Source organism: Vibrio sp. SSH13-20, from assembly GCF_040104475.1.
Lineage (GTDB): Bacteria > Pseudomonadota > Gammaproteobacteria > Enterobacterales > Vibrionaceae > Vibrio > Vibrio harveyi.
Genome location: NZ_JBECOU010000007.1, coordinates 238,204 through 258,344, shown reverse-complemented (window position 1 = coordinate 258,344; position 20,141 = coordinate 238,204). Strand labels below are relative to the sequence as shown.

The window sequence follows — 20,141 nt, the reverse complement described above, 5'->3', positions numbered from 1 at the left end:
TCAGCTAACTGGTTGGAATCACTTCTCTTCAAACTGAATGGCTAGTCGATAGAAATCTTGGACTTGCTCTTTCAACTGCTTACTGTTTTGCTCTACAGAATGTGTTGCCGCTAAGTTCTGCTCTGCTGTCGAAGCAATAGAATGAATGTGCTGATTTACGTCGCTAGAAAGCTGCAACTGCTTATTAGCAGAGTCCGCGACATTCACCATCAAACCACTCATGGTTTGCATCATCTGCTCGACTTCAGATAATCGCAATGCACTTTGCTCTGCAACATTTGAACAAGTGTCCGTTTGTTCTTTGTTGGCAATAATGTCTTTCTGCCAACCTTGAATCGTTGTAAGCATGGTTTCAATGGATGCTTTAATTTGCTCAGTCGCATTCGAAGTACGCCCTGAGAGCGCTCTTACTTCATCAGCAACAACAGCAAAACCACGACCTTGTTCACCCGCTCGCGCAGCTTCAATTGCAGCATTAAGTGCTAGCAGATTAGTTTGGTCGGCAATCCCGCCAATCTCTTCCATTAATTGGCTTACCTTTTGCGCTTGATCGCTCAATTGATAGGTCGTTTCCGTCGCTTTCTCAGCTTGTAAGCTAAGTTGCGCTAAGTTGGTATGAGTTTGGTCGATGGTCTCTTTCGCCATCAGACATGACTGCAACGTATCGTCTATCAGTAGATGCGCGTCGTTAGTGCTGGATGAAACTGAATTTGCAGACGCTTCCATCGACTCTGTCGCATCGCGAACTTGCCGAATGTCTATGTTCTGCTGAGTTAGCGCTGATGAAACTTCTGCCGTCGTGCTGCTAAGCTCTTCCGCGCAACTTTGTAAAGGCAGAGCTGAGTCCGTCATACGTCCTAACACGGTGCGAATACGGGCAGAGAGCATCTTGATATGGAAATCTGCAATCGAGAATGGTTTATTTCCGGAATACACCAGACGACTTACACTGTCGTACTGCGCTTGTAACCTTTTAAATTGCAGAGGCGTATCAACAAGTTCCTGGCGGAAGAGAACAGCTAAAACACCTGCCGGTAACAATGTCGTTAACCAAGCAAGAGGACCTTCAAGTGACAGAGCCAAGCTCGTTACTGGTGCTACTAACGCACCAAGAAGAATTGCATAGCGCAAGGTGTCATTTAACTTCAACGCCCACGCTCGACCGGATTTCTCTGCTTTTAGAAGCCCTTGGTACGCTTTAGAAGCGATATCCACCCACTCTCGCTTGGGCTTAACACGAACCGATTGATAACCCACAACTTGATGGTCTTCATAAATTGGAGTTACGTAAGCATCGACCCAATAGTAACCACCCGACTTCGTACTGTTTTTTACAATTCCGCGCCACGCTTTGCCTTGTTTTAGGCGAGCCCACATATCACCAAAAGCGGCTTTGGGCATATCTCCGTGGCGAACGATATTGTGGTTTTGTCCGAGCAGTTCATCGTGACTGTATTCAGCAATTCTGCAAAACGCATCATTGCAATAAGTGATAACACCTTTGAGATCGGTGGTGGAGACCAGTTCGTCAGAATCTCCTACGAGGTTTTCTTGAGCTTTATTGGAAGTTGAGGCTGACATAGATGAGACTTCTATAGTTTTTATTAAATTGCGACAGGATATATACACGATTGTTATATTTATTACAAAATGCTAGAGAAAAAATCTTACCGATGCGACATTTAAAGCCCAAAAAACTCACTTAGATAACAATAATTAATCAATAATGTTACGGGTTGTGAGCTGATAGACAAAAAAGACCCAGCCTTAATAGCTGGGTCTTATAAAATTTTGAACTCAGTTTATGCAATTTGAGATTCAGAATTATTATTCGTTTTAACAATAAAGATTGCCATCACCAATAAGACAAAAGGTAAGACGTACAAATTCAAATTTTGCCACCCTACTGTCGACTCCAACCAACCAGACAAAAGTGCAGTAATGGTGACGCAACTAAATACGAAGAACTCGTTGAACGCCTGCGCTTTGCTTTTATTTTTCACTTCATAGCTCTGACTAAACAAACTGGTTGCGGCAATGAACATAAAATTCCATCCAACACCAAGTAAGATCAACGCCGTACTGAAGTGCCAAATAGATAACCCATGCATGTTAATTGCTATGCACGCGATGAACAGCACACCACCAGCTAAAATCATTTTCTTTGCACCGAATAGTTCAATTAACCGACCAGTAAAAAAAGCAGGCACAAACATGCCCAATACATGCCATTCAATAACCCCAGCAGCTCTTGTGAAATCAAACCCACAGCCAATCATGGCTAACGGTGTCGCTGTCATTAGTATATTCATCACGGCATAGGCAACCATCGCTGCTAACACCGCAATCATAAAGTTAGGATGATAAATAATGTCCTTGAGAGAGTCTGGTTTTGCATGGCAATTTTGCGTATGCGCCGCTGGAAATCGTATCGTCTGTAGTAAAACTAATGCCGTTATATACAAGACAATGAGTACAGCAAAAGCACTAATATAAAGTCCATCTGTCGACCACTTTTGCGAATAGATAGCGAGGCTTGGTCCCAAAACGGCAGCTAGCACGCCACCTGCCATAGAAATCGAGATCGCTCGATGCCGTGCTGATTCATCACACACTTCTATCGCAGCAAATCGATATAAAGTACCAAAACCAATCCCTACCCCTAGCAAAAAGGTCGAAGCACAAAACAAAGTAAAGTTTTGCAGAGATAGCGCATAGGCTGCCAACGACGCTCCAGCTATACCTATGATGTTACCTAAGCTAAAACCCAGACGGCGTCCCAGCTTTCCCATAATTAAGGACGCCGGGATCGTCGCAGACATTAATCCGAGAAACTGCAACGCTACTGGCAAAGTGATCATGCTTGAAGAAGGCGCAATTTGTTTACCGATAAGCGCAATGACAGAAATCAGAAGTATGTTTCCCGTCATCAATAAGGCTTGGCAAAGTGATAATAGCCAGACGTTTCTATTCATCTCATTCCTTGAGTGTTTTTTAATCTACCCAGACACCTTAACGGATTTAAGGCTAAAACACATGGGTTATGTGCGACAGGTTAAGCCATGACATAGCTAACTACTCTCTACTTAAACTAAAAAAGCCAGCGAGAAGCTGGCTTTTTGTGAGTGTTATTCGCTCAATTTTTATTTGGCACGACGCGCTTTTACTGCGTCGGATAGCTGACGTAGAACTGTTTCCGTATCTTCCCAGCCGATACATGCATCAGTAATCGATTGACCGTAAGTTGAAACTTTGCCATCAACCAAGTCTTGACGACCTTCAACAAGATGCGACTCAATCATCACACCGAAAATAGCATCTTCACCGCCAGAAATTTGCTCTGACACATCATCAGAAACTAACATTTGGCGTTTAAATTGCTTAGAGCTGTTCGCGTGGCTGAAGTCGATCATCACTTTCTTAGGCAGACCGGCAGCATCCAGCTCATCCTTAATTTGACCTACATGAGATGTGCTATAGTTTGGCTCCTTACCACCACGCAGAATAATGTGGCAATCAGGGTTACCTGCCGTTTCAACGATAGCAGAATGACCGTACTTAGTGACTGACAAGAAATGGTGAGATGCGCTTGCCGAACGGATTGCATCACTTGCGATCTTGATGTTGCCATCTGTACCGTTTTTAAAGCCAACAGGGCAAGACAGACCAGACGCAAGCTCACGGTGAACCTGAGACTCTGTTGTACGAGCACCAATCGCCCCCCAACTGATCAGGTCGGCAACGTATTGCGGCGTGATCATATCTAGAAACTCGCTTGCCGTTGGAAGCCCCATATCAGTTAGATCAAGCAGAAGCTTACGTCCGATGCGAAGACCGTCGTTAAGTTTGTAAGTATCGTTTAGGTACGGGTCATTAATCAGACCTTTCCAACCTACCGTAGTACGTGGTTTTTCAAAGTAAACGCGCATCACAACTTCTAGTTGCTCACCGAGTTCATCACGAAGTACTTTCAGTTTTTTACCGTACTCTACCGCCGCCTCTGGGTCATGAATAGAACATGGACCAACAATCACTAGTAGGCGATCGTCTTTACCTTCAAGAATATTGTGGATGGCGTTACGACATTCAAAAGTAGTTGTGGAAGCAGTTTCGGTCGCCGGAAATTTTTCAAGCACTGCAACAGGTGGCAATAGCTCTTTTACTTTATTAATTCTTACATCATCAGTTTGAAACATTACTTCTACTTCCTAATTACTATCCAAGTCCCACTATTTTGCTCAAACTTTACTCACTGCAACATTGTTCACAAAGCAAGCAATAGTAAGGGCTGTGGGCTCATTTAATCGTGTCAATGCAAGTAACTTATCGACTTCGCCGACCGCTTGCAATCACTTTTTTTAAAAAAATGCAAATTAACTACTAATGTTCAAAACAAAACACAGCGTAAATTTTTATGTACACGGAAAGTTCAAAATTATCATATATTTTCCTGTAACTTTGAAAATCTTGTCTACAATGTAAGAAATATCAGAAGTTTGTGAGGTATTTGGCGACGAAAAGTGTAGCAAGATCTAAGATATTGTTGCTTGATGTTAATTTAAATGAATATTAAACTTATTTCTTATTAAACTAATTTCTTATAACTACCTAGTTTTACTCAAGTTGTAAAAACAAAGTAGAAACTAATATGCAATCAATACAAGGAAACATTATGAACAAAGTAGCAATTGCAGTAGCAGCAGTGGTAGCTGGTGGTTTAATTAACTCTGCTCAAGCTGAAATGTATATCGGGGGCAAAGTGGGCATGACTACGCTAGATGATGCTTGCTATTTAAACAGCCCTTGTGATGATGATGCTTTCGGTGCCGGAATGCACATCGGTTACGACTTTACCGATATCATTGGCCTTGAGTACGGTGTTGATTACTTAGGTGACTACGAAGCTAATTTCAAGTCAGGGGCTAATACAGTCAATACGATCGACGGTGATCTTTGGGCATTAACGCTTGCGCCTAAATTCAACTGGCATCTAAACGATACGTGGAATCTATTCGCGAAAATCGGTGGTGCTTACATGATTTCGGGTGACGAAAAAGATTTCGTTCCTACAGGCTCGCTTGGTGCTGAATACACTATCGATAGAAACTGGAGTGTTCGTGCTGAATACCAACGTTACCAAGATATCTCTGATGATGTCCTAGATGATATGGATGCAAACTTCTTTGGTATCGGTGTTAACTACAAGTTCGCAGCAGCACCTGTTGTTGCAGCAGTAGTAACAGAAGAAGTGGTTGCAGAGCCAGAACCAGTAATGATGACGAAGACGCACAAAGAAGAGTACGGTACAGGTACGTTTGAATTCGACAGTGCGAAGCTAACTGATTCAGTATCTGAGCGTCTAGACAACTTCGTAAACTTCTTGAACGAGTACCCACAAGCTCAAGTTGAAATCACTGGTTACACAGATAGCTCTGGTCCAGCAGCTTACAACCAAAAACTGTCTGAGCGTCGTGCTCAATCTGTTGCGGATTACCTAATCGCAGCAGGCATCGATGCAGACCGCTTCACAGTTACTGGTATGGGTGAAGAAAACCCAGTTGCAGACAACAGCACTCACGAAGGTCGCGAGAAGAACCGTCGTGTTGAAGTTGTCGTACCTGAGTTCCAATACGAAGAATTGGTACAACCAGAATAAGAGTTCCCGCTCTAATCTAGTCTAAGGGGTGCTTCGGCATCCCTTTTTGTTTGCTTCAGCTTTACCCTTCACTCTTTATCAAACTCATTCAGTTTCTCTGTTCGCCCTTCTCCATCCTATCTGGTTCCGACTCTTATACTAAAGGCGACCTGATGGTACGCTCGATTAAATATTTGATTTCAAGTTTGGTGAAAAGTAGCAGTTTTCTCAAAGACACATAGTTCATCGCTCTTGGTTCCAAAACCAATATACTCAAGTGATTCCACGACGCCGAATTCAGAGCATTGTCATCGCTCCTTTGATTACCGAAAGTAAGTAAGGAAAACAAGGTCGTATCATAGCTGGTTCTTTCCATGTTGTTTGACACAGTAATCGGGTCAATCACACGCTCCCGAAGGACGAGTTAACTGGGGTGAGAACTACAGCAGCAGACCCTAGTATTGCGCCGTACAAACAAAAACTGCACCGGAGTTCGGTGCAGTTGTGAGCTTGCCCTTGTGTGGCTCTAGATCATAAAAACACACCAATATAGTGATCCACCAATAACGCAACAAACAGCGCCAATAAGTGATAGATGGAGAATTTAAACGTTTCCATTGCGCTATTTAATTCCGGTGAAAACTTTAACTTCCACGCTTGATACATAAAGCCAGCATTGAGGAGCAATGAAGAGAATAAATATACAGAGCCGACCATCCCCACCAGCACAGGCAAAATACAGACAAGCGTGAGTAGAATCGTATACAAAAGAATTGATGTCTTGGTGTACTCAATGCCATGAGTGACTGGAAGCATTGGGATATCCACTTTGCGATAGTCTTCGACACGGTGAATTGCGAGCGCCCAGAAATGTGGCGGCGTCCAAATAAAAATAATCATTACCAATAGCCAAGCATGCGCGTGTAACTCTCCAGTTACCGCCGTCCAACCGAGTAGTGGCGGCATTGCGCCTGCAATCCCTGCAATCACAATATTCTGCGGGGTTGCTCGTTTAAGATACATGGTATAAACCACCGCATAACCTAACAAGCTTAAGAAGGTCATCCATGCCGTCAGTGGGTTGACCAATGCATGAAGCAACACAAACCCAATTCCCCCCAGAGCAGTAGCAAAAATCGCAACAGACAAAGGGTTAGTATCACCTGAAGGCAAAGGTCGCTTGTGCGTACGAGCCATTCGCGCATCAATACGGCGATCAATCAGGTGATTAAACGCTGCAGCAGAGCCTGCCATTAGGCCGATACCAGTAAGACCAATGGCAGCTTGTAACCAAGGAAAGTCAGCAACCGGAGCTAAGCTCATCCCAACAATAGCCGTAATTAACATAAGAGCGACGACTTTTGGCTTAGTTAGTTTTAAATAGGTTGACCCAATCTTTCTCTTACCACTTTCTAGAGGTAGCGCGATCTCTTTACTCATAGCGAACTCCTTTCGCTTGATGACCCCAACGAGCTTTACCCTGCCATAGGTAGAACTGACTAACGCAAATAAGTGTAAGCATAATGGCAGCGCCGAGGTTGTGTGCCACCGCAACATAAATAGGGAGCTGGAACACAACGTTACTCACGCCCAATAAGATCTGACACACCAAGGTGAATCCAATCCAGATACCGAGGCGTTGGGAATGATGTGAATCTTGTTTTAATAGTAAGATGCAGTAAATCAACACCACGCATGCGGTAATAATGGCACCAATACGGTGGCTAACATGAATAGTCATTCTGGCAGGGTAATCTAGGACACCGAACTCATAGTTATCAAAACCTGTCTGCCAAAACGAAAATGCCTCTTTCCAAGACAAATAGCTTGTCCAGTTACCTTCACATATTGGCAAAGTGGTACACATTAATGCGGCATAATTTGATGATGTCCATCCGCCAAGCAACACCTGCAACAACACCACACCAAAAGCCATCAAAGAGAACGTTCTCACGCTCTTGGAAGAAGGAGAAAAGTAGAGGCTGTTTTTAGATTGTAATTGGCAGTAGAACAGCGCTTGAAGTGCAAGCAGCGTAAAGCCGCCAAGTAGATGAAGCATAACTATCACTGGCATCAGCTTTAACGTTACCGTCCACATTCCTAATGCCGCTTGGCCCAAAACAAGAACGCAAAGCAAAACCGGAATTGTCGGATCAACTCGCTCTGCTCTCACCGCCATGATTGCCATCATCAGAATGACTAAGCCTAAAGTTCCAGCGAAGTAACGATGAATCATCTCTAACCACGCTTTTCCTTGCTCCACTGCTCGCTCCGGAAACAGAGCATTTGCCTTAGTAACTTCAGCTTCAGTTTGGGGTACAAATAACTGACCATAGCAACCAGGCCAATCTGGACATCCCAACCCCGCATCAGCCAAGCGTGTATATGCTCCCAACATAATGACTACAAGAGTAAGACACAGGCTGAACTTAACCAAACGACTTAACGTCATATTGCACTCTCCCTAGCCTACGCGTGATAACTTCAATAGCTTTCGTAAGTCCGCCAATACATCTTTACTTAACCGCACCAAATCCTCGTTGGCTTCTGGCGTATAGGACATAACTAGCTGCCCGAGAGGGTCGACGATCAACATCTGCCCTGCTTTCACTCTCGATGACAACGAATCATTCATTTGCATCACCACAATGCTCTGAGCAACATTATTGGTCTCTTCCGAAGTCCAGATAACCGGCACCACACGCTCCTGATATTTACCTAATGCAATGTGGCTTTGTTGCATCAAATGTATTTGTTGTTGGCACTGTTCTTTACACTCCGGAGGCAACACATACGCTAATTGCCAACCTTTTTCGTCTAATGGTGATGGCTGACCTAATTGTTCGAGCGTGATATATGGCTCAACCAATTCACCTCGATTGGTTACCCCCGTTTCATACCAACCTTGAATCAATACAACCTTGGCAATAATCGCGGGGAGCGCAAATAGACAAATCAGAGACACCAATACAATTCGTCCTTTCGTGACTGCATTTGTCATTTCTCACCTCCTTGTGAGCGTGGTTGTCGAATCCAACGAATAAAAATCAGGATTGTGATAAACAAAAATACGCCAGACATAGCAAACCATTGAAAAGAATAACCAAAGTGCTTTGCACTGGTTAACGGTAAGGGATTCCAAGGAAATGGGTACGACCATTGCGTTAGATTGTCAGGTTGAATGACCGTAGGCATTAACTCAATATTAAGCAGTTGGCTAAGTTGATTAATGTTGAGGTTTTGCACTCTTATCGTATCGCCCATTTCAGCCATTAGGTCTGAACTTAGTGGATTAGTAGATTTACGATACAAACGCCCTGTGATGTCATATGGCGTTGTCAGATATTCAACCTTCGGAAGTACGGCTCTGGATCTTTTCCCCTTCACAAATCCAAGTTCAAGCAGCGTCAGAGTCGCAGGATCATGAGACATCGATACGATTTGAAACGCTAGGTAACCCACTTCCCCCTGATAGGTCTGGTTATCTAATAAAATAATTGGGAGTGGTTCAGGCGTCACATTTGCTTGTACTTTAATCCCTATAACACTTTCTTCTCGCCAATCGTTCTTTTCCAGTACTTCAGATATGTCCTGATAAGAGGTATTTTCCCTTGCTAAAATCGCTTGTTCCAAACGCTGCTTTTCATTACCACGTTCCAATTGCCAAAAGCCCAGTTTGACCAATAGAGAAAACACAGCCACAGTTAAAAAGACAGCAACCCAAACCCATTTCGATAATATCGACGACGAAACCGGAGGTGCCATGTCCACCGTATTTCTGTTTAAGTTAACGCTTGTCCTTTTGCTGCTTTTCATCATCTTTAACCTCGCAAAAGCGCTTATCGAAATGGTTCGCGAAGACCCAGAGGATTCATCGAAGAAAGGCAAACCAATGAGCCACTATCTCGGTCGTCGTGTCATGTTTTCTGCGTTAGTCGTGATTCTCCTTCTCGTAGCGTTAGGGGCAGGATGGATAGCCCCAAATCCTCGTCCTTACTAGCTTTACAGCACATAAACGAAAACAAATAAGCATAGCCAAACCACGTCAACGAAGTGCCAATACCAACTGCCAGCTTGGAATGCGAAATGGTCTTTCGGAGAAAAGTGGTCCTTGGCGATGCGGAATAACAGCACAATGAGGAAAATGGTACCGAGACAAACGTGCAAACCGTGAAAGCCCGTGAGCATAAAGAAGGTATTACCGTAAATACCGGACTGCAACGTCAGCCCAATATCTTGATAAGCGTGTGCATATTCAACGGCTTGGTAATAGAGGAAGAAGCCCGCCAAGACGATGGTGATTTCCAACCAGACAATCAGTGCAGTTCGTTTATCTTGCTCTAAACTGATGTGTGCCATATGTAACGTAATCGATGACAATAGCAGCAAGATGGTGTTGGTTAATGGGATACCCTGCCAAGGCATTGCTTGGGTCGTATCACCACCCGGCGTGGTGGTGAGTGGCCAGATTGCTTCGAAACTCGGCCACAATACCTCATGTGTCATTAAGTTATTATCTGCACCACCTAACCAAGGCACGGAAATCATTCTTGCGTAGAAAAGAGCACCAAAAAAAGCACCAAAGAACATCACTTCCGAAAAGATGAACCAGCTCATCCCTTGTCGAAATGAACGCGTGATTTGCGCACTGTACTTTCCGGTAAGAGATTCTGTGATGACGTTGCTGAACCACCCTGCCAGCATATAGAGCAAAAACAACATACCAATGGCGAGAATGATGCCGCCTAACGTACCAACCGCGCCATCACTTTGAGTACCTTGAACGGTCATTCCGGCACCGACAGCAACGAGGAACAGCGCAAAAGCTCCTACGATTGGCCAACTGCTTTGTGCGGGAACATAATAGGTCTCAGGCTTGTTACTCATAAGTTCTCTCCTTACAGACGCGCCTCGGTTTGCGGCGTTAAGGTCTGTTTCTCGCTCCCTAAGAGGCTAGCTGTTGAAGACTCGCCCGATTGAGGAGGAAATTTGTAGAGTGTGTAAGACAAGGTCAACGTATGAATTGAATCCGGCACATCCGGCTCAATGTAGAAAATCAAAGGCATACTCGCTTGCTGCTTACCTTCCAATGGCTGTTGATTAAAGCAAAAACACTCGATTTTATTGAAGTAAGCCGCACCAGTACCCGGCGATACGGATGGCACAGCTTGCCCTACCAAATCTTCACCGCTCTGATTAAAAGCAAGATATTCGGTTTGAATCACTTCACCAGGGTGAACATCCATAAAAACGACTTTTGGTTTGAACTCCCAAGGCATGTCCGGGCTAACGTGCGCCATAAATTCCACACGAATCGTTCTGGTAATATCCGCCTGCATACCCGTCGGTTGAATTGCGGCCACATCACTGGTTTTACCGTTAATGCCCAATGCATCACACATGATGTCGTAGAGTGGCACAAGAGCAAAACCGAAGCCGAACATCAGCACTGTCGCTAGCAGCAACTTGATAGTGAGTCTCTTATTGGATGAATTACTTGGCATCTCACTCACCTCACTCTTCGGTTAATCGACTTTTGGCGGAGTTGTGAATGTATGATGTGGGGCTGGGCTAGGTACCGTCCACTCTAAACCCTCTGCACGTTCCCAAGGTTTTGCCGTTGCTTTTTCACCACCACGAATACATTTGATGACTAGCCACAGAAAGATCAATTGAGACAGACCGAAGGCAAAGCCACCTATCGATACGATTTGGTTAACGTCGGCAAACTGGATAGCGTAATCAGGAATGCGTCTTGGCATCCCTGCTAAGCCCAAGAAATGCATTGGGAAGAACAACACATTGACCGAAATGATTGAACACCAGAAGTGCCATAGACTCAGCTTGTGGTCATACATATTGCCTGTCCACTTCGGTAGCCAGTAATACGCCGCGGCCATAATCGAGAACACCGCACCGGATACCAAGACATAATGGAAATGCGCAACAACAAAGTAAGTGTCATGGTATTGGAAATCCGCAGGTACAATCGCCAACATCAAGCCTGAGAAGCCACCTATTGTAAATAAGACAATAAAAGCAATGGCAAACAACATCGGCGTCTCAAACGTCATTGCGCCCCGCCACATAGTCGCCACCCAGTTAAACACTTTCACGCCAGTTGGCACTGCAATCAACATGGTGCAGTACATAAAGAAGAGTTCGGCGAATACTGGCATCCCCGTCGTAAACATATGGTGTGCCCACACTAGGAATGACAGCAATGCAATACTGCAGGTTGCGTAAACCATCGAATGATAGCCGAACAGTTTCTTGCCACTGAAAGCCGGAATGATTGCCGAGATAATCCCGAACGAAGGCAGGATCATGATGTATACCTCAGGGTGACCAAAGAACCAGAAGATGTGTTGGAACATCACAGGGTCACCGCCACCAGCGGCATCAAAGAAACTTGTACCAAAGTATTTGTCGGTCAGAACCATGGTGACCGCACCGGCTAATACGGGCATAACCGCGATCAACAAGAATGCAGTGATTAACCAAGTCCAAACAAACATTGGTAGCTTGAACCAAGTCATGCCTGGTGCACGCATGTTTACGATAGTCACGATAACGTTGATGGCACCCATAATGGAACTGATACCCATGATATGGACTGAGAAAACAAACAACGCCGTACTATCAGGACCATAAGTTGTGGAAAGCGGCGCATAGAAAGTCCAACCGAAATCAGGACCACCACCCGGTAAAAACAAAGAGCCGATCAAAATGAGGAACGCAAAAGGTAAGATCCAAAAACTCAAGTTGTTCATCCGTGGTAAAGCCATATCTGGAGCGCCAATCATCATTGGAATCATCCAGTTGGCTAAACCAGTAAACGCTGGCATGACGGCACCAAACACCATCACTAGTCCATGTACGGTCGTCATTTGGTTAAAGAACTGAGGGTCAACCAATTGTAGACCCGGTTGGAATAGCTCAGCACGGATGATCATCGCCATCGCACCGCCAGTGAGAAACATAGCAAAGCTAAACCATAAATAAAGCGTACCGATGTCTTTATGGCTGGTGGAATAAAGCCAACGCGCTAGCCCTTTTGGTGCGTGATGATGATCGTGGTCGTCTTCAATCGCAATGGTCGTGTTTGCAGTAGTTTGCGCTTCAGCAGGAGCAGACTTCACCGCTTTTTCAATTGGCTTACTCATATTTCCTCCTTGGCACTGTTTTGTGCCTTAAAGGCGTTAACATCGGATGCTTGAACGGTATCGCCAGTATCATTTCCCCAAGCATTACGTTGATAGGTAATTACAGCGGCAATTTCTTGATCGCTTAGTTGGTTAGCAAAAGCTTGCATGGCGGTGCCAGCTCGACCGTTCACCAATACATCGATGTGAGCAACAACCGGACCTTTGGCTATCTCGCTGCCTTTGATTGCCGGGAACGCGCCCGGAATGCCTTCGCCGTTCGCTTGATGGCACACAGCACAACGCGCGGTGTAAACCGACTCGCCTTGTCCCATCAAATCTTCCATTGAACGGTCTTGCGTCAATGCTTCTTGGGCAGCCGCCTTTTGTAAGGCAATTTCTTGTTTCTTGTCTGCCATCCACTGGTCGAAATCATCTTCCGCCATCGCATGAACAACAACTGGCATGAAACCATGCGCTCGACCACAAAGCTCCGCGCACTGACCACGATATACGCCCGGTTCATCAATCTTGGTCCAAGCCTCATTAATGAAACCAGGGATCGTATCTTTCTTAACAGCGAAATCAGGTACCCACCAAGAGTGAATTACGTCATCAGAAGTCATTAAGAAGCGAACTTTACGGTTGATAGGCAAAACCAGCGGGTTATCCACTTCGAGCAAGTAGTGCGCCCCTTTCGCTTCGATGCCATCGATTTCTTTCTGGCTGGTAGCAAGTAGGCTGAAAAATTCGACATCCTCGCCGAAATAACTGTAGTGCCACTTCCATTGAGAGCCGGTGATCTTCACAGTAAGGTCAGATTGGCTGGTGTCTTCCATCGCCACCAGCGTTTTGGTCGCAGGAATCGCCATAGCGATAAGAATAATGACCGGAATAACGGTCCAGATGATCTCCACTTTAGTGCTTTCGTGGAAATTAGCGGCAACTGCCCCTTTTGACTTGCGATGTTTGAAGATGGAATAGAACATCACACCGAATACAACAAAAGCGATAGCGCAACAAATGTAGAAGATCAGCATATGTAATTCATACACTTGCTCACTGATCCCCGTAACACCTCGCGTCATGTTGTAATCACTCTGCTCTGACCAACTGGACGAAGAAAACGTGATAAAAATCACATTCGTTAATAAGGCTAGAGTAGTTGCTAATCTTTTCAAAAGATCTCTCCTCTGCTCAGCCGCTGCGCTTGCGCGAGCTTCCTTGCTTCCCGATGCAAATATCGAACAAATTTACGAAAAATCACAAAAACTACGATTTCAGCACTCTTTGTTATATTTATGTTAAAAGGCTAGTTATAGTTCAATAGTTCTTCAAGAAATTAACTGTGAATAAATTCCGTACAGACTGAAAAATAAATTCGGTTTATCGATTGCCCTCTTTGAAATGTAATTGAGAACCATTTACATTAATTAAAAGAAAACATTGGGACGCTTTTAAGCAAAGAAGTGTCTAAACAAGTAGGCTCCCCCTACTAAGGAAAGACGAATATGACAGCACAAATTACTCAATGGCTAGCACGAGACCCAGATCCAAAAACTCGTGAAGAGCTTCAACACCTAGTCGATACAAATAACGAACAAGAACTGACAGATCGATTTGGTTCACGCTTAGCATTTGGTACCGCAGGTCTGCGCGGTAAAGTCGGTGCGGGTCCAAATCGCATGAACCGTTTAGTGATTCAAGAGACAGCAACAGGTCTCGGTCACTATCTGATTGAACAAGTGAAAGACGCATCGTCTCGCGGTGTTGTTATTGGCTACGATGGTCGCCCAGATTCTAAACAGTTCGCACACGATACAGCTTCTGTACTTACTGCTTTGGGCATCAAGGTTTACCTAACCTATAAAGTAGCAGCAACGCCAATTGTTGCTTTTGGTGTTCGTGAATTAAATGCAGCCGCTGCTGTGGTTGTTACCGCAAGCCACAACCCACCAGAATACAATGGCTTTAAAGTGTACTGGGAAAATGGCGCACAGATTATTCCACCTCACGATTCTGGTATTGCTGCAAAAATCGATGAAGCAACAACAAAACCGCTTCCTCTGATGTCACTGGACGATGCAAAACAAAAAGGTTTGTTAGTTTGGCTTGAAGACGAGTACTACCAAACTTATCGCAAAACAATGAACGACAATGCCCTGCTAACACCGGACAGCAACACAGATATCTCGATTGTTTACACGGCAATGCACGGTGTCGGTGCGGACATGGCAGAAACGTTGCTCGCAGACGCTGGCTTTAAAAAAGTCGCAAGCGTTCCAGAACAGCGTGAACCGGACGGTACGTTCCCTACCGTAAACTTCCCGAATCCTGAAGAAGCAGGCGCAATGGACATGGTGATGGCACTGGGTAAATCTGTCGATGCGGACATTGCTTGCGCGAACGATCCTGATGCAGACCGTTTTGCTGTGGCTGTAAAACGCCCAGATGGCGAATATCAGATGCTAACAGGTGACCAAGTGGGTTCATTGTTTGGTGACTACTTACTGCAAGGTCAACCAAATGCACTTGTTGGGAATACCATTGTGTCTTCTCGTCTATTGAGCAGTATTGCGAAAGCACACGGCGCAGAATACTACCAAACGTTAACTGGCTTTAAATGGCTAACTAACGTAGCAATGACACAAGAAACTGAAGCGAACCCATTCCTATTCGCTTACGAAGAAGCACTAGGCTACACAGTAGGTAATAAGGTATGGGATAAAGATGGTTTGTCAGCACTGGTCGCTTTCTCTCAATTGACAGGAAAATTGAAAGCACAAGGCAAAACGCTGTGGGATAAGTTAGAAGAACTATACCGCCAGCACGGTTTCTACTTCAACGCGCAGCGCAGCATTGCACTTGACCCTAAATCACCACCAATCGGTGACAAACTTCGCGCAAACCCACCGAAAGAGATTGCGGGTAAACGTATCGAAGTGATTGAAGATCTGAAGTCATCACTTCGCTTTGTGACCGATGGTCCAACAGAAGCGATTAACTTGCCAGCAAGTGACGTACTGGTTTACCACTTAGAAGACAAATCACGTGTGATTGTTCGCCCTTCTGGTACTGAGCCTAAGTTGAAGTGTTACTACGAGGTAATCAGCGACTTCCCAGCAGAGATGGATTACGCGCAAGCTAACCAAGCAGCGGAAGCGAAAATGAACGCACTTATCGAAGCGCATCAACAAAGCTTGTAATTCGAGTTTGAAACATCGATTCTTTGACAGCTACAAATAGCAAAAGAGGCGCATCGAGCGCCTCTTTTTTATGCAATTCAAACCAACTCAAACAATCTGTTTTTGCAGGAAATGTTTATCAATGCCTGCTGCTGGGTAGCCTGAATATTGCCCGACTTTTTCAAAACCCAATTTCAAGTAAAAATCGAGCGCTTGAAAGCTATAAGTATCGAGATACAAATGCGTGACTCCACGCGGTTTCACTTGCTCTTCCAGTAGAGCGATCAGCTTGCTTCCTAATCCCGAAGTGCGTGCCTCTGCATCAACCCACAGGTATTCAACAAACACGGTGTTATTAAACATTTCTCCCGTGAGTCCGCCAACAACCTTACCCTCGTCATTACGAGCAAAACAGCCAATGGCGTCTACGTCCCCATCCGGTAGATGCATGTTGTTATAAGCTCGGATGCCATCACGGATAAAATCGAGATCGTTTTGTTCTGGATTGAGTTTAAATTCAAGTTTCATACTGCCACTCCTTGGAAAATCAGTGTGATACTAAAACAAAAAGCCAGCGAGTGCTGGCTTTTGTTCAAAAATCTGATTGTTCCTACACATTACATCGCGAAGCTACTGAGCATCCACACCGCAAGGATAACGAACACCAAGCCCATTAGCTTACCTTGGTACATGCGGAATTTATCGTTTTCCAGCAACCCTTTGCCTAATGTCCCCGCCAATGCAACTAACAAAATATTGAATAGCAAGCCTAATACGTTTAGCAGCAAACCAAGCGCGAGCATTTGCTCACCCGACGATGCGGTAATGTTGCTAGAGACAAACTGAGGCAAAAACATCACGAAAAACACCAAGGCTTTCGGGTTCAGCAGGTTACTCATCAAAGCGCGTTGATAGTAAGTCGATGCCATCTTGTTTTTCTGGTCAAGCTCTGGTGCAGCAGAAACGTCCGCTCGTAAACAGTCCCACCCCATTTTGAGCAAGTACGCGCCCCCCAGTAGATGAAGCACTTTTAACGCGATTGGGCTCATGGCAATCAAGGTCGACACACCCATAGCTGCCAATAACGTTAAGATCACGCCGGATGTCGCGTTGCCTAAGCTTGCAAACAGACCAACTTTTTTGCCATAACTCATGCTAGAGCTGGCAATCAACAACATGTCAGGTCCAGGCAACAAAAGAAGTGCAATAACAGCGGTAAGATAAACAGGGAGTACAGATAAATCGATCATGGTGGAACTGGCTTTCTAAAACAGGCGGCGGATCTTATACCAATGAATAGATAACAACCAGACCAAATATCTTTCTACGAAGCAATATTCAGAAAATACAAAAGGTTTAATGCTCAATTTAAAAACAATTAACCTTTTTGATGTTTATTTTTAATACCAATAGCAATTTTGTACAAAAATAAGCAGGATGGATCCGGTAGACTCCAAATGATGTGGTGCTACTGTTTACGCTTGAGCTATTTGGACCGAGATGAAAGAAAAGAATAAGGAAATCGCGACTTTTAAGATTGCTCAAGAGTTGGGCGGGTTAGAGCTGCTCGATGCAAAATACGAAAAACAAAACTTCTCTCGCCATAGCCATGAAGGCTACACCATTGGTGTGATTGAAAAAGGCGCGCAGCAATTCTTTCGTACCGGTGGCAACCACATTGCACCGCAAGACAGTATCATTCTTGTAAACGCTGATGAGGTGCATAATGGTCACTCAGCGTCAGAAGGTGGCTGGGAATACAAAGCCATGTATCCCGTACCTGAGCAGTTTCAAACGCTTGGGGAAGAACTTGGCGCGCCCAATGTCGCTCAGCCCTACTTCCCGCAGCCCGTCGTTTACGATCCAGAGCTCGCGAATCAACTGCGATTAGTGTTCGATACTCTAGAGAAATCCGATAACCGCTTATTAAGAGAGACACTTGTCTACGGCACACTGGTCAAACTTGCCAGCAAGCACAGTACACATCGAGCTCCCCTTAAAGATACGACAAAAGCGCAAAAGCAAGTACATCTGGTCAAAGAGTTTCTTGAAGACTTTCCTCAAACCGATGTCTCTTTAGAAGAACTGGCGAAGTTAGCAGGGTTGAGCCCCTTCCACCTGTTGCGTGAATTTCAAAAGCAGTTTGGCTTTCCGCCGCACGCGTTTCAGATTCAACAAAGGCTAAGAATGGCGAAAAAGCTGCTCAAGCTAGGACAAAAGATTTCCGATGTTGCTCAAGAATGTGGTTTTCACGACCAAAGCCACTTGCATCGTCATTTTAAAAAAACCATGGGGGTAACGCCTGGGCAGTACATCAAGCACTGTTAGCAATTTTGTACAAGGCAGCATGCTTAGGTCAGCCTACCTTAACAGCATGTTTTTCTATTCAAGTTGAAGTTATGGATACTACTTTGCCAACTCATCAAGACTCAAAATTCTCACTCTTTTTACAAGGTACCATCGCAATGATGCCATTAAGCATCGCCGTACTGCCTTGGGGATTACTTGCGGGCTCATTTGCCATCGATACTGGCTTACACCCGCTGGAAGGTCAGGCGCTTTCCGCCATTCTGTTTGCTGGCTCCGCACAACTTGTTGCCATGGGCATGATTAAAGCTGGTGCAGGCTTAACCACCATGTTGCTGACGACCTTTTTCATTACCTCTCGCCATTTTCTTTATAGTGTTTCGATGCGCAGTAAAATTTCGCCATTGCCCTTAAAGTGGCGTCTTTCACTTGGCTTCTTACTCACTGATGAACTGTTTGCCATCGTCGGGCACCAATCCGATAAACAATTTGAACGATGGTACGCCCTTGGCGCTGGATTAAGCTTCTACCTATTTTGGAACTTCGCAACACTTGCTGGCATCGTCGCTGGCAGTTTGATACCTGAATTGAATGAGCTCGGATTGGAATTTGCCGTTGCTGCCACCTTTATCGCGATTGTGGTGCCAACGATAAAAAGCATTCCCGTGCTATGCAGTGTATTGGTAGCATTAGTTAGCTCAGTGACGCTGAATTATTACCAAGTGGAAGGAAGCTTGATGTTCGCGAGTATTCTCGCCATGTTGACGGGCTATTTGGTCGAACAGTTTACGACGAAAGCCCCAAACATTGAGAATACACCGGAGGAACGTCAATGATCTTTTTGTCTATCTTAGCCATGACAGCCTTGGTATTCACTAGCCGTTATCTATTTCTCGAACCAAAATTGCCGCTTAAATTGGGGGTAAGAACTCAAAAGATATTAAGCTACGCAAGCCCTGCAGTGCTCACCGCGATCTGGGCTCCTATCGTGTTTATGCCAGAAGGTGAACTGAGCGTCACATGGCAAAACCCATTTCTATTGGCTGCCCTATTAGCTGCTGCGATTGCATACCTCACAAAGAATGTATTGCTCACCACCATCGTAAGTATGGTCGCGTTTTTACTGCTTCGAATTTGGCTATAAGCTCGCGACTAAACAGCCAACCATTCAATCTCTAATAAGGTGATGTCTCCACACTTCAAACGTCCAAGGAAGACATCGCCTTGATGCACTTCACCCACGCCCTTTGGTGTCCCTGTCATCACGACATCGCCATCTTCTAGCGTTGTGTAGCTCTTCAACTCATCGAGAATGTTCATCGGTGGGTAAAGCATTTGCTTAACATGCCCTTTTTGAACATGAACACAGTTAATCAAAAGCTCTAAGTTGAGATCGTCAATATCGACACCTTGAAGAGAACGGAAACGGCTGAATACCGCTGAGCCATCAAACGCTTTGGCACGTTCCCAAGGTAATCCTTTTTCTTTGAGGTTAGATTGTAAACCGCGTTTGGTCAGATCTAAGCCGAGCCCAACCGCGCAGTATTGACCGTTTTTGATCACAAAGCAGATTTCGGCTTCGTAATGCAAAGGCTCTTGATGGAATGAGGTGAGTTTGGTTGAAACGGAAGTCGCCGGTTTATTGAACACTACCATTTGCTCTGGTACGGCATTATCTAGCTCTTGAATATGCTCAACGTAATTACGCCCGACACACAGAACTTTGCCGACTTTGATTTTCTTCTCTTCAACCTGAACGACGCTCATTGCTCTTCCCTGCAAAACAAAAAACGCATAATAATCCAACACGTTACGTTGTTGACACTAGTTCTCGTTTCGAGGTGTTAAAAACAAGACATTCAGCCCGTT

Annotated in this window: 20 protein-coding genes; 6 read left to right on the top strand and 14 right to left on the bottom strand. The window is 44.9% G+C overall.

Annotation, left to right across the window (positions count from 1 at the left end):
- Nucleotides 1–18: 18 nt before the first annotated feature.
- From ABMY42_RS20165 to aroG, 3 genes are all read right to left on the bottom strand, one after another.
- A complete protein-coding gene (locus tag ABMY42_RS20165; RefSeq protein WP_005452374.1) occupies nucleotides 19–1,581 on the bottom strand; it encodes a PAS domain-containing methyl-accepting chemotaxis protein in 1,563 nt (520 codons plus the stop codon).
- Between the two features lie 221 nt (nucleotides 1,582–1,802).
- Entirely contained in the window at nucleotides 1,803–2,975 is a 1,173-nt protein-coding gene (locus ABMY42_RS20160) for an MFS transporter (RefSeq protein ID WP_050908754.1), read from the bottom strand.
- A 168-nt stretch (nucleotides 2,976–3,143) separates the two neighbouring features.
- Nucleotides 3,144–4,196 carry a 3-deoxy-7-phosphoheptulonate synthase AroG gene (gene aroG, locus ABMY42_RS20155; RefSeq protein WP_050908753.1) on the bottom strand — a complete coding sequence of 351 codons (1,053 nt, stop codon included), beginning with the start codon at nucleotides 4,194–4,196 and terminating at the stop codon, nucleotides 3,144–3,146.
- A 476-nt stretch (nucleotides 4,197–4,672) separates the two neighbouring features.
- Between aroG and ABMY42_RS20150 the strand changes: the two genes are divergently transcribed.
- Nucleotides 4,673–5,656, top strand: a complete 984-nt coding sequence (locus ABMY42_RS20150) for an OmpA family protein (protein ID WP_005452383.1) — start codon at nucleotides 4,673–4,675, stop codon at nucleotides 5,654–5,656.
- A gap of 510 nt (nucleotides 5,657–6,166) precedes the next feature.
- Here the strand turns inward: ABMY42_RS20150 and cyoE are convergent.
- From cyoE to ABMY42_RS20130, 4 genes are read right to left on the bottom strand one after another with little or no spacing between them, the layout of a single operon-like run.
- Complete coding sequence (gene cyoE, locus ABMY42_RS20145) at nucleotides 6,167–7,075, bottom strand: heme o synthase (protein ID WP_101905201.1); 909 nt, start codon at nucleotides 7,073–7,075, stop codon at nucleotides 6,167–6,169.
- Nucleotides 7,068–8,087, bottom strand: a complete 1,020-nt coding sequence (locus tag ABMY42_RS20140) for a COX15/CtaA family protein (protein WP_005452387.1) — start codon at nucleotides 8,085–8,087, stop codon at nucleotides 7,068–7,070. The genes cyoE and ABMY42_RS20140 overlap by 8 nt, the downstream gene beginning before the upstream one ends.
- Before the next feature lie 12 nt (nucleotides 8,088–8,099).
- Nucleotides 8,100–8,636 carry a cytochrome oxidase biogenesis cluster protein gene (locus ABMY42_RS20135; RefSeq protein WP_069687710.1) on the bottom strand — a complete coding sequence of 179 codons (537 nt, stop codon included), beginning with the start codon at nucleotides 8,634–8,636 and terminating at the stop codon, nucleotides 8,100–8,102.
- Nucleotides 8,633–9,400 carry an SURF1 family protein gene (locus tag ABMY42_RS20130; protein ID WP_349266730.1) on the bottom strand — a complete coding sequence of 256 codons (768 nt, stop codon included), beginning with the start codon at nucleotides 9,398–9,400 and terminating at the stop codon, nucleotides 8,633–8,635. Before ABMY42_RS20130 ends, ABMY42_RS20135 begins: the two co-directional genes overlap by 4 nt.
- On the opposite strand from ABMY42_RS20130, the gene ABMY42_RS20125 reads away from it, so the two are divergent.
- A complete protein-coding gene (locus ABMY42_RS20125) occupies nucleotides 9,399–9,635 on the top strand; it encodes a DUF2909 family protein (RefSeq protein WP_005452392.1) in 237 nt (78 codons plus the stop codon). The two genes, ABMY42_RS20130 and ABMY42_RS20125, sit on opposite strands and share 2 nt — an antisense overlap.
- Nucleotides 9,636–9,637: 2 nt before the next feature.
- On the opposite strand, the gene ABMY42_RS20120 is transcribed toward ABMY42_RS20125, so the two are convergent.
- Genes ABMY42_RS20120 through coxB form a run of 4 tightly spaced genes read right to left on the bottom strand, consistent with a single transcriptional unit; the run spans nucleotide 9,638 to nucleotide 13,961 of the window.
- The gene (locus ABMY42_RS20120) at nucleotides 9,638–10,522 is read right to left on the bottom strand and encodes a cytochrome c oxidase subunit 3 (protein WP_005452393.1); all 885 of its coding nucleotides are present in this window, start codon (nucleotides 10,520–10,522) and stop codon (nucleotides 9,638–9,640) included.
- Between the two features lie 11 nt (nucleotides 10,523–10,533).
- Nucleotides 10,534–11,139 carry a cytochrome c oxidase assembly protein gene (locus ABMY42_RS20115; protein WP_349266706.1) on the bottom strand — a complete coding sequence of 202 codons (606 nt, stop codon included), beginning with the start codon at nucleotides 11,137–11,139 and terminating at the stop codon, nucleotides 10,534–10,536.
- A gap of 21 nt (nucleotides 11,140–11,160) precedes the next feature.
- Complete coding sequence (gene ctaD, locus ABMY42_RS20110) at nucleotides 11,161–12,801, bottom strand: cytochrome c oxidase subunit I (RefSeq protein ID WP_005452395.1); 1,641 nt, start codon at nucleotides 12,799–12,801, stop codon at nucleotides 11,161–11,163.
- Nucleotides 12,798–13,961 carry a cytochrome c oxidase subunit II gene (gene coxB, locus ABMY42_RS20105; protein ID WP_349266705.1) on the bottom strand — a complete coding sequence of 388 codons (1,164 nt, stop codon included), beginning with the start codon at nucleotides 13,959–13,961 and terminating at the stop codon, nucleotides 12,798–12,800. Before coxB ends, ctaD begins: the two co-directional genes overlap by 4 nt.
- A 330-nt stretch (nucleotides 13,962–14,291) precedes the next feature.
- On the opposite strand from coxB, the gene ABMY42_RS20100 reads away from it, so the two are divergent.
- On the top strand, nucleotides 14,292–15,986 hold the full coding sequence (locus tag ABMY42_RS20100; protein WP_009700990.1) for a phospho-sugar mutase: 1,695 nt from the start codon (nucleotides 14,292–14,294) through the stop codon (nucleotides 15,984–15,986).
- 87 nt (nucleotides 15,987–16,073) lie between these two features.
- On the opposite strand, the gene ABMY42_RS20095 is transcribed toward ABMY42_RS20100, so the two are convergent.
- On the bottom strand, nucleotides 16,074–16,493 hold the full coding sequence (locus ABMY42_RS20095) for a GNAT family N-acetyltransferase (protein ID WP_050904396.1): 420 nt from the start codon (nucleotides 16,491–16,493) through the stop codon (nucleotides 16,074–16,076).
- 89 nt (nucleotides 16,494–16,582) lie between these two features.
- Nucleotides 16,583–17,215, bottom strand: coding sequence for a LysE family translocator (locus tag ABMY42_RS20090; protein ID WP_005452399.1), 633 nt, complete (start codon nucleotides 17,213–17,215; stop codon nucleotides 16,583–16,585).
- A 250-nt stretch (nucleotides 17,216–17,465) separates the two neighbouring features.
- Here ABMY42_RS20090 and ABMY42_RS20085 point away from each other — a divergent pair, with 250 nt between their 5' ends.
- From ABMY42_RS20085 to ABMY42_RS20075, 3 genes are all read left to right on the top strand, one after another.
- The gene (locus ABMY42_RS20085) at nucleotides 17,466–18,293 is read left to right on the top strand and encodes an AraC family transcriptional regulator (RefSeq protein ID WP_349266704.1); all 828 of its coding nucleotides are present in this window, start codon (nucleotides 17,466–17,468) and stop codon (nucleotides 18,291–18,293) included.
- 71 nt (nucleotides 18,294–18,364) lie between these two features.
- Nucleotides 18,365–19,108, top strand: a complete 744-nt coding sequence (locus tag ABMY42_RS20080; protein WP_005452401.1) for an AzlC family ABC transporter permease — start codon at nucleotides 18,365–18,367, stop codon at nucleotides 19,106–19,108.
- A complete protein-coding gene (locus tag ABMY42_RS20075) occupies nucleotides 19,105–19,416 on the top strand; it encodes an AzlD domain-containing protein (protein WP_009696378.1) in 312 nt (103 codons plus the stop codon). The genes ABMY42_RS20080 and ABMY42_RS20075 overlap by 4 nt, the downstream gene beginning before the upstream one ends.
- 8 nt (nucleotides 19,417–19,424) lie before the next feature.
- Here the strand turns inward: ABMY42_RS20075 and ABMY42_RS20070 are convergent, their stop codons facing one another.
- Nucleotides 19,425–20,039: a fumarylacetoacetate hydrolase family protein gene (locus ABMY42_RS20070; RefSeq protein ID WP_005452403.1), complete on the bottom strand. Its 615-nt coding sequence runs from the start codon at nucleotides 20,037–20,039 to the stop codon at nucleotides 19,425–19,427.
- Between the last annotated feature and the right edge of the window lie 102 nt (nucleotides 20,040–20,141).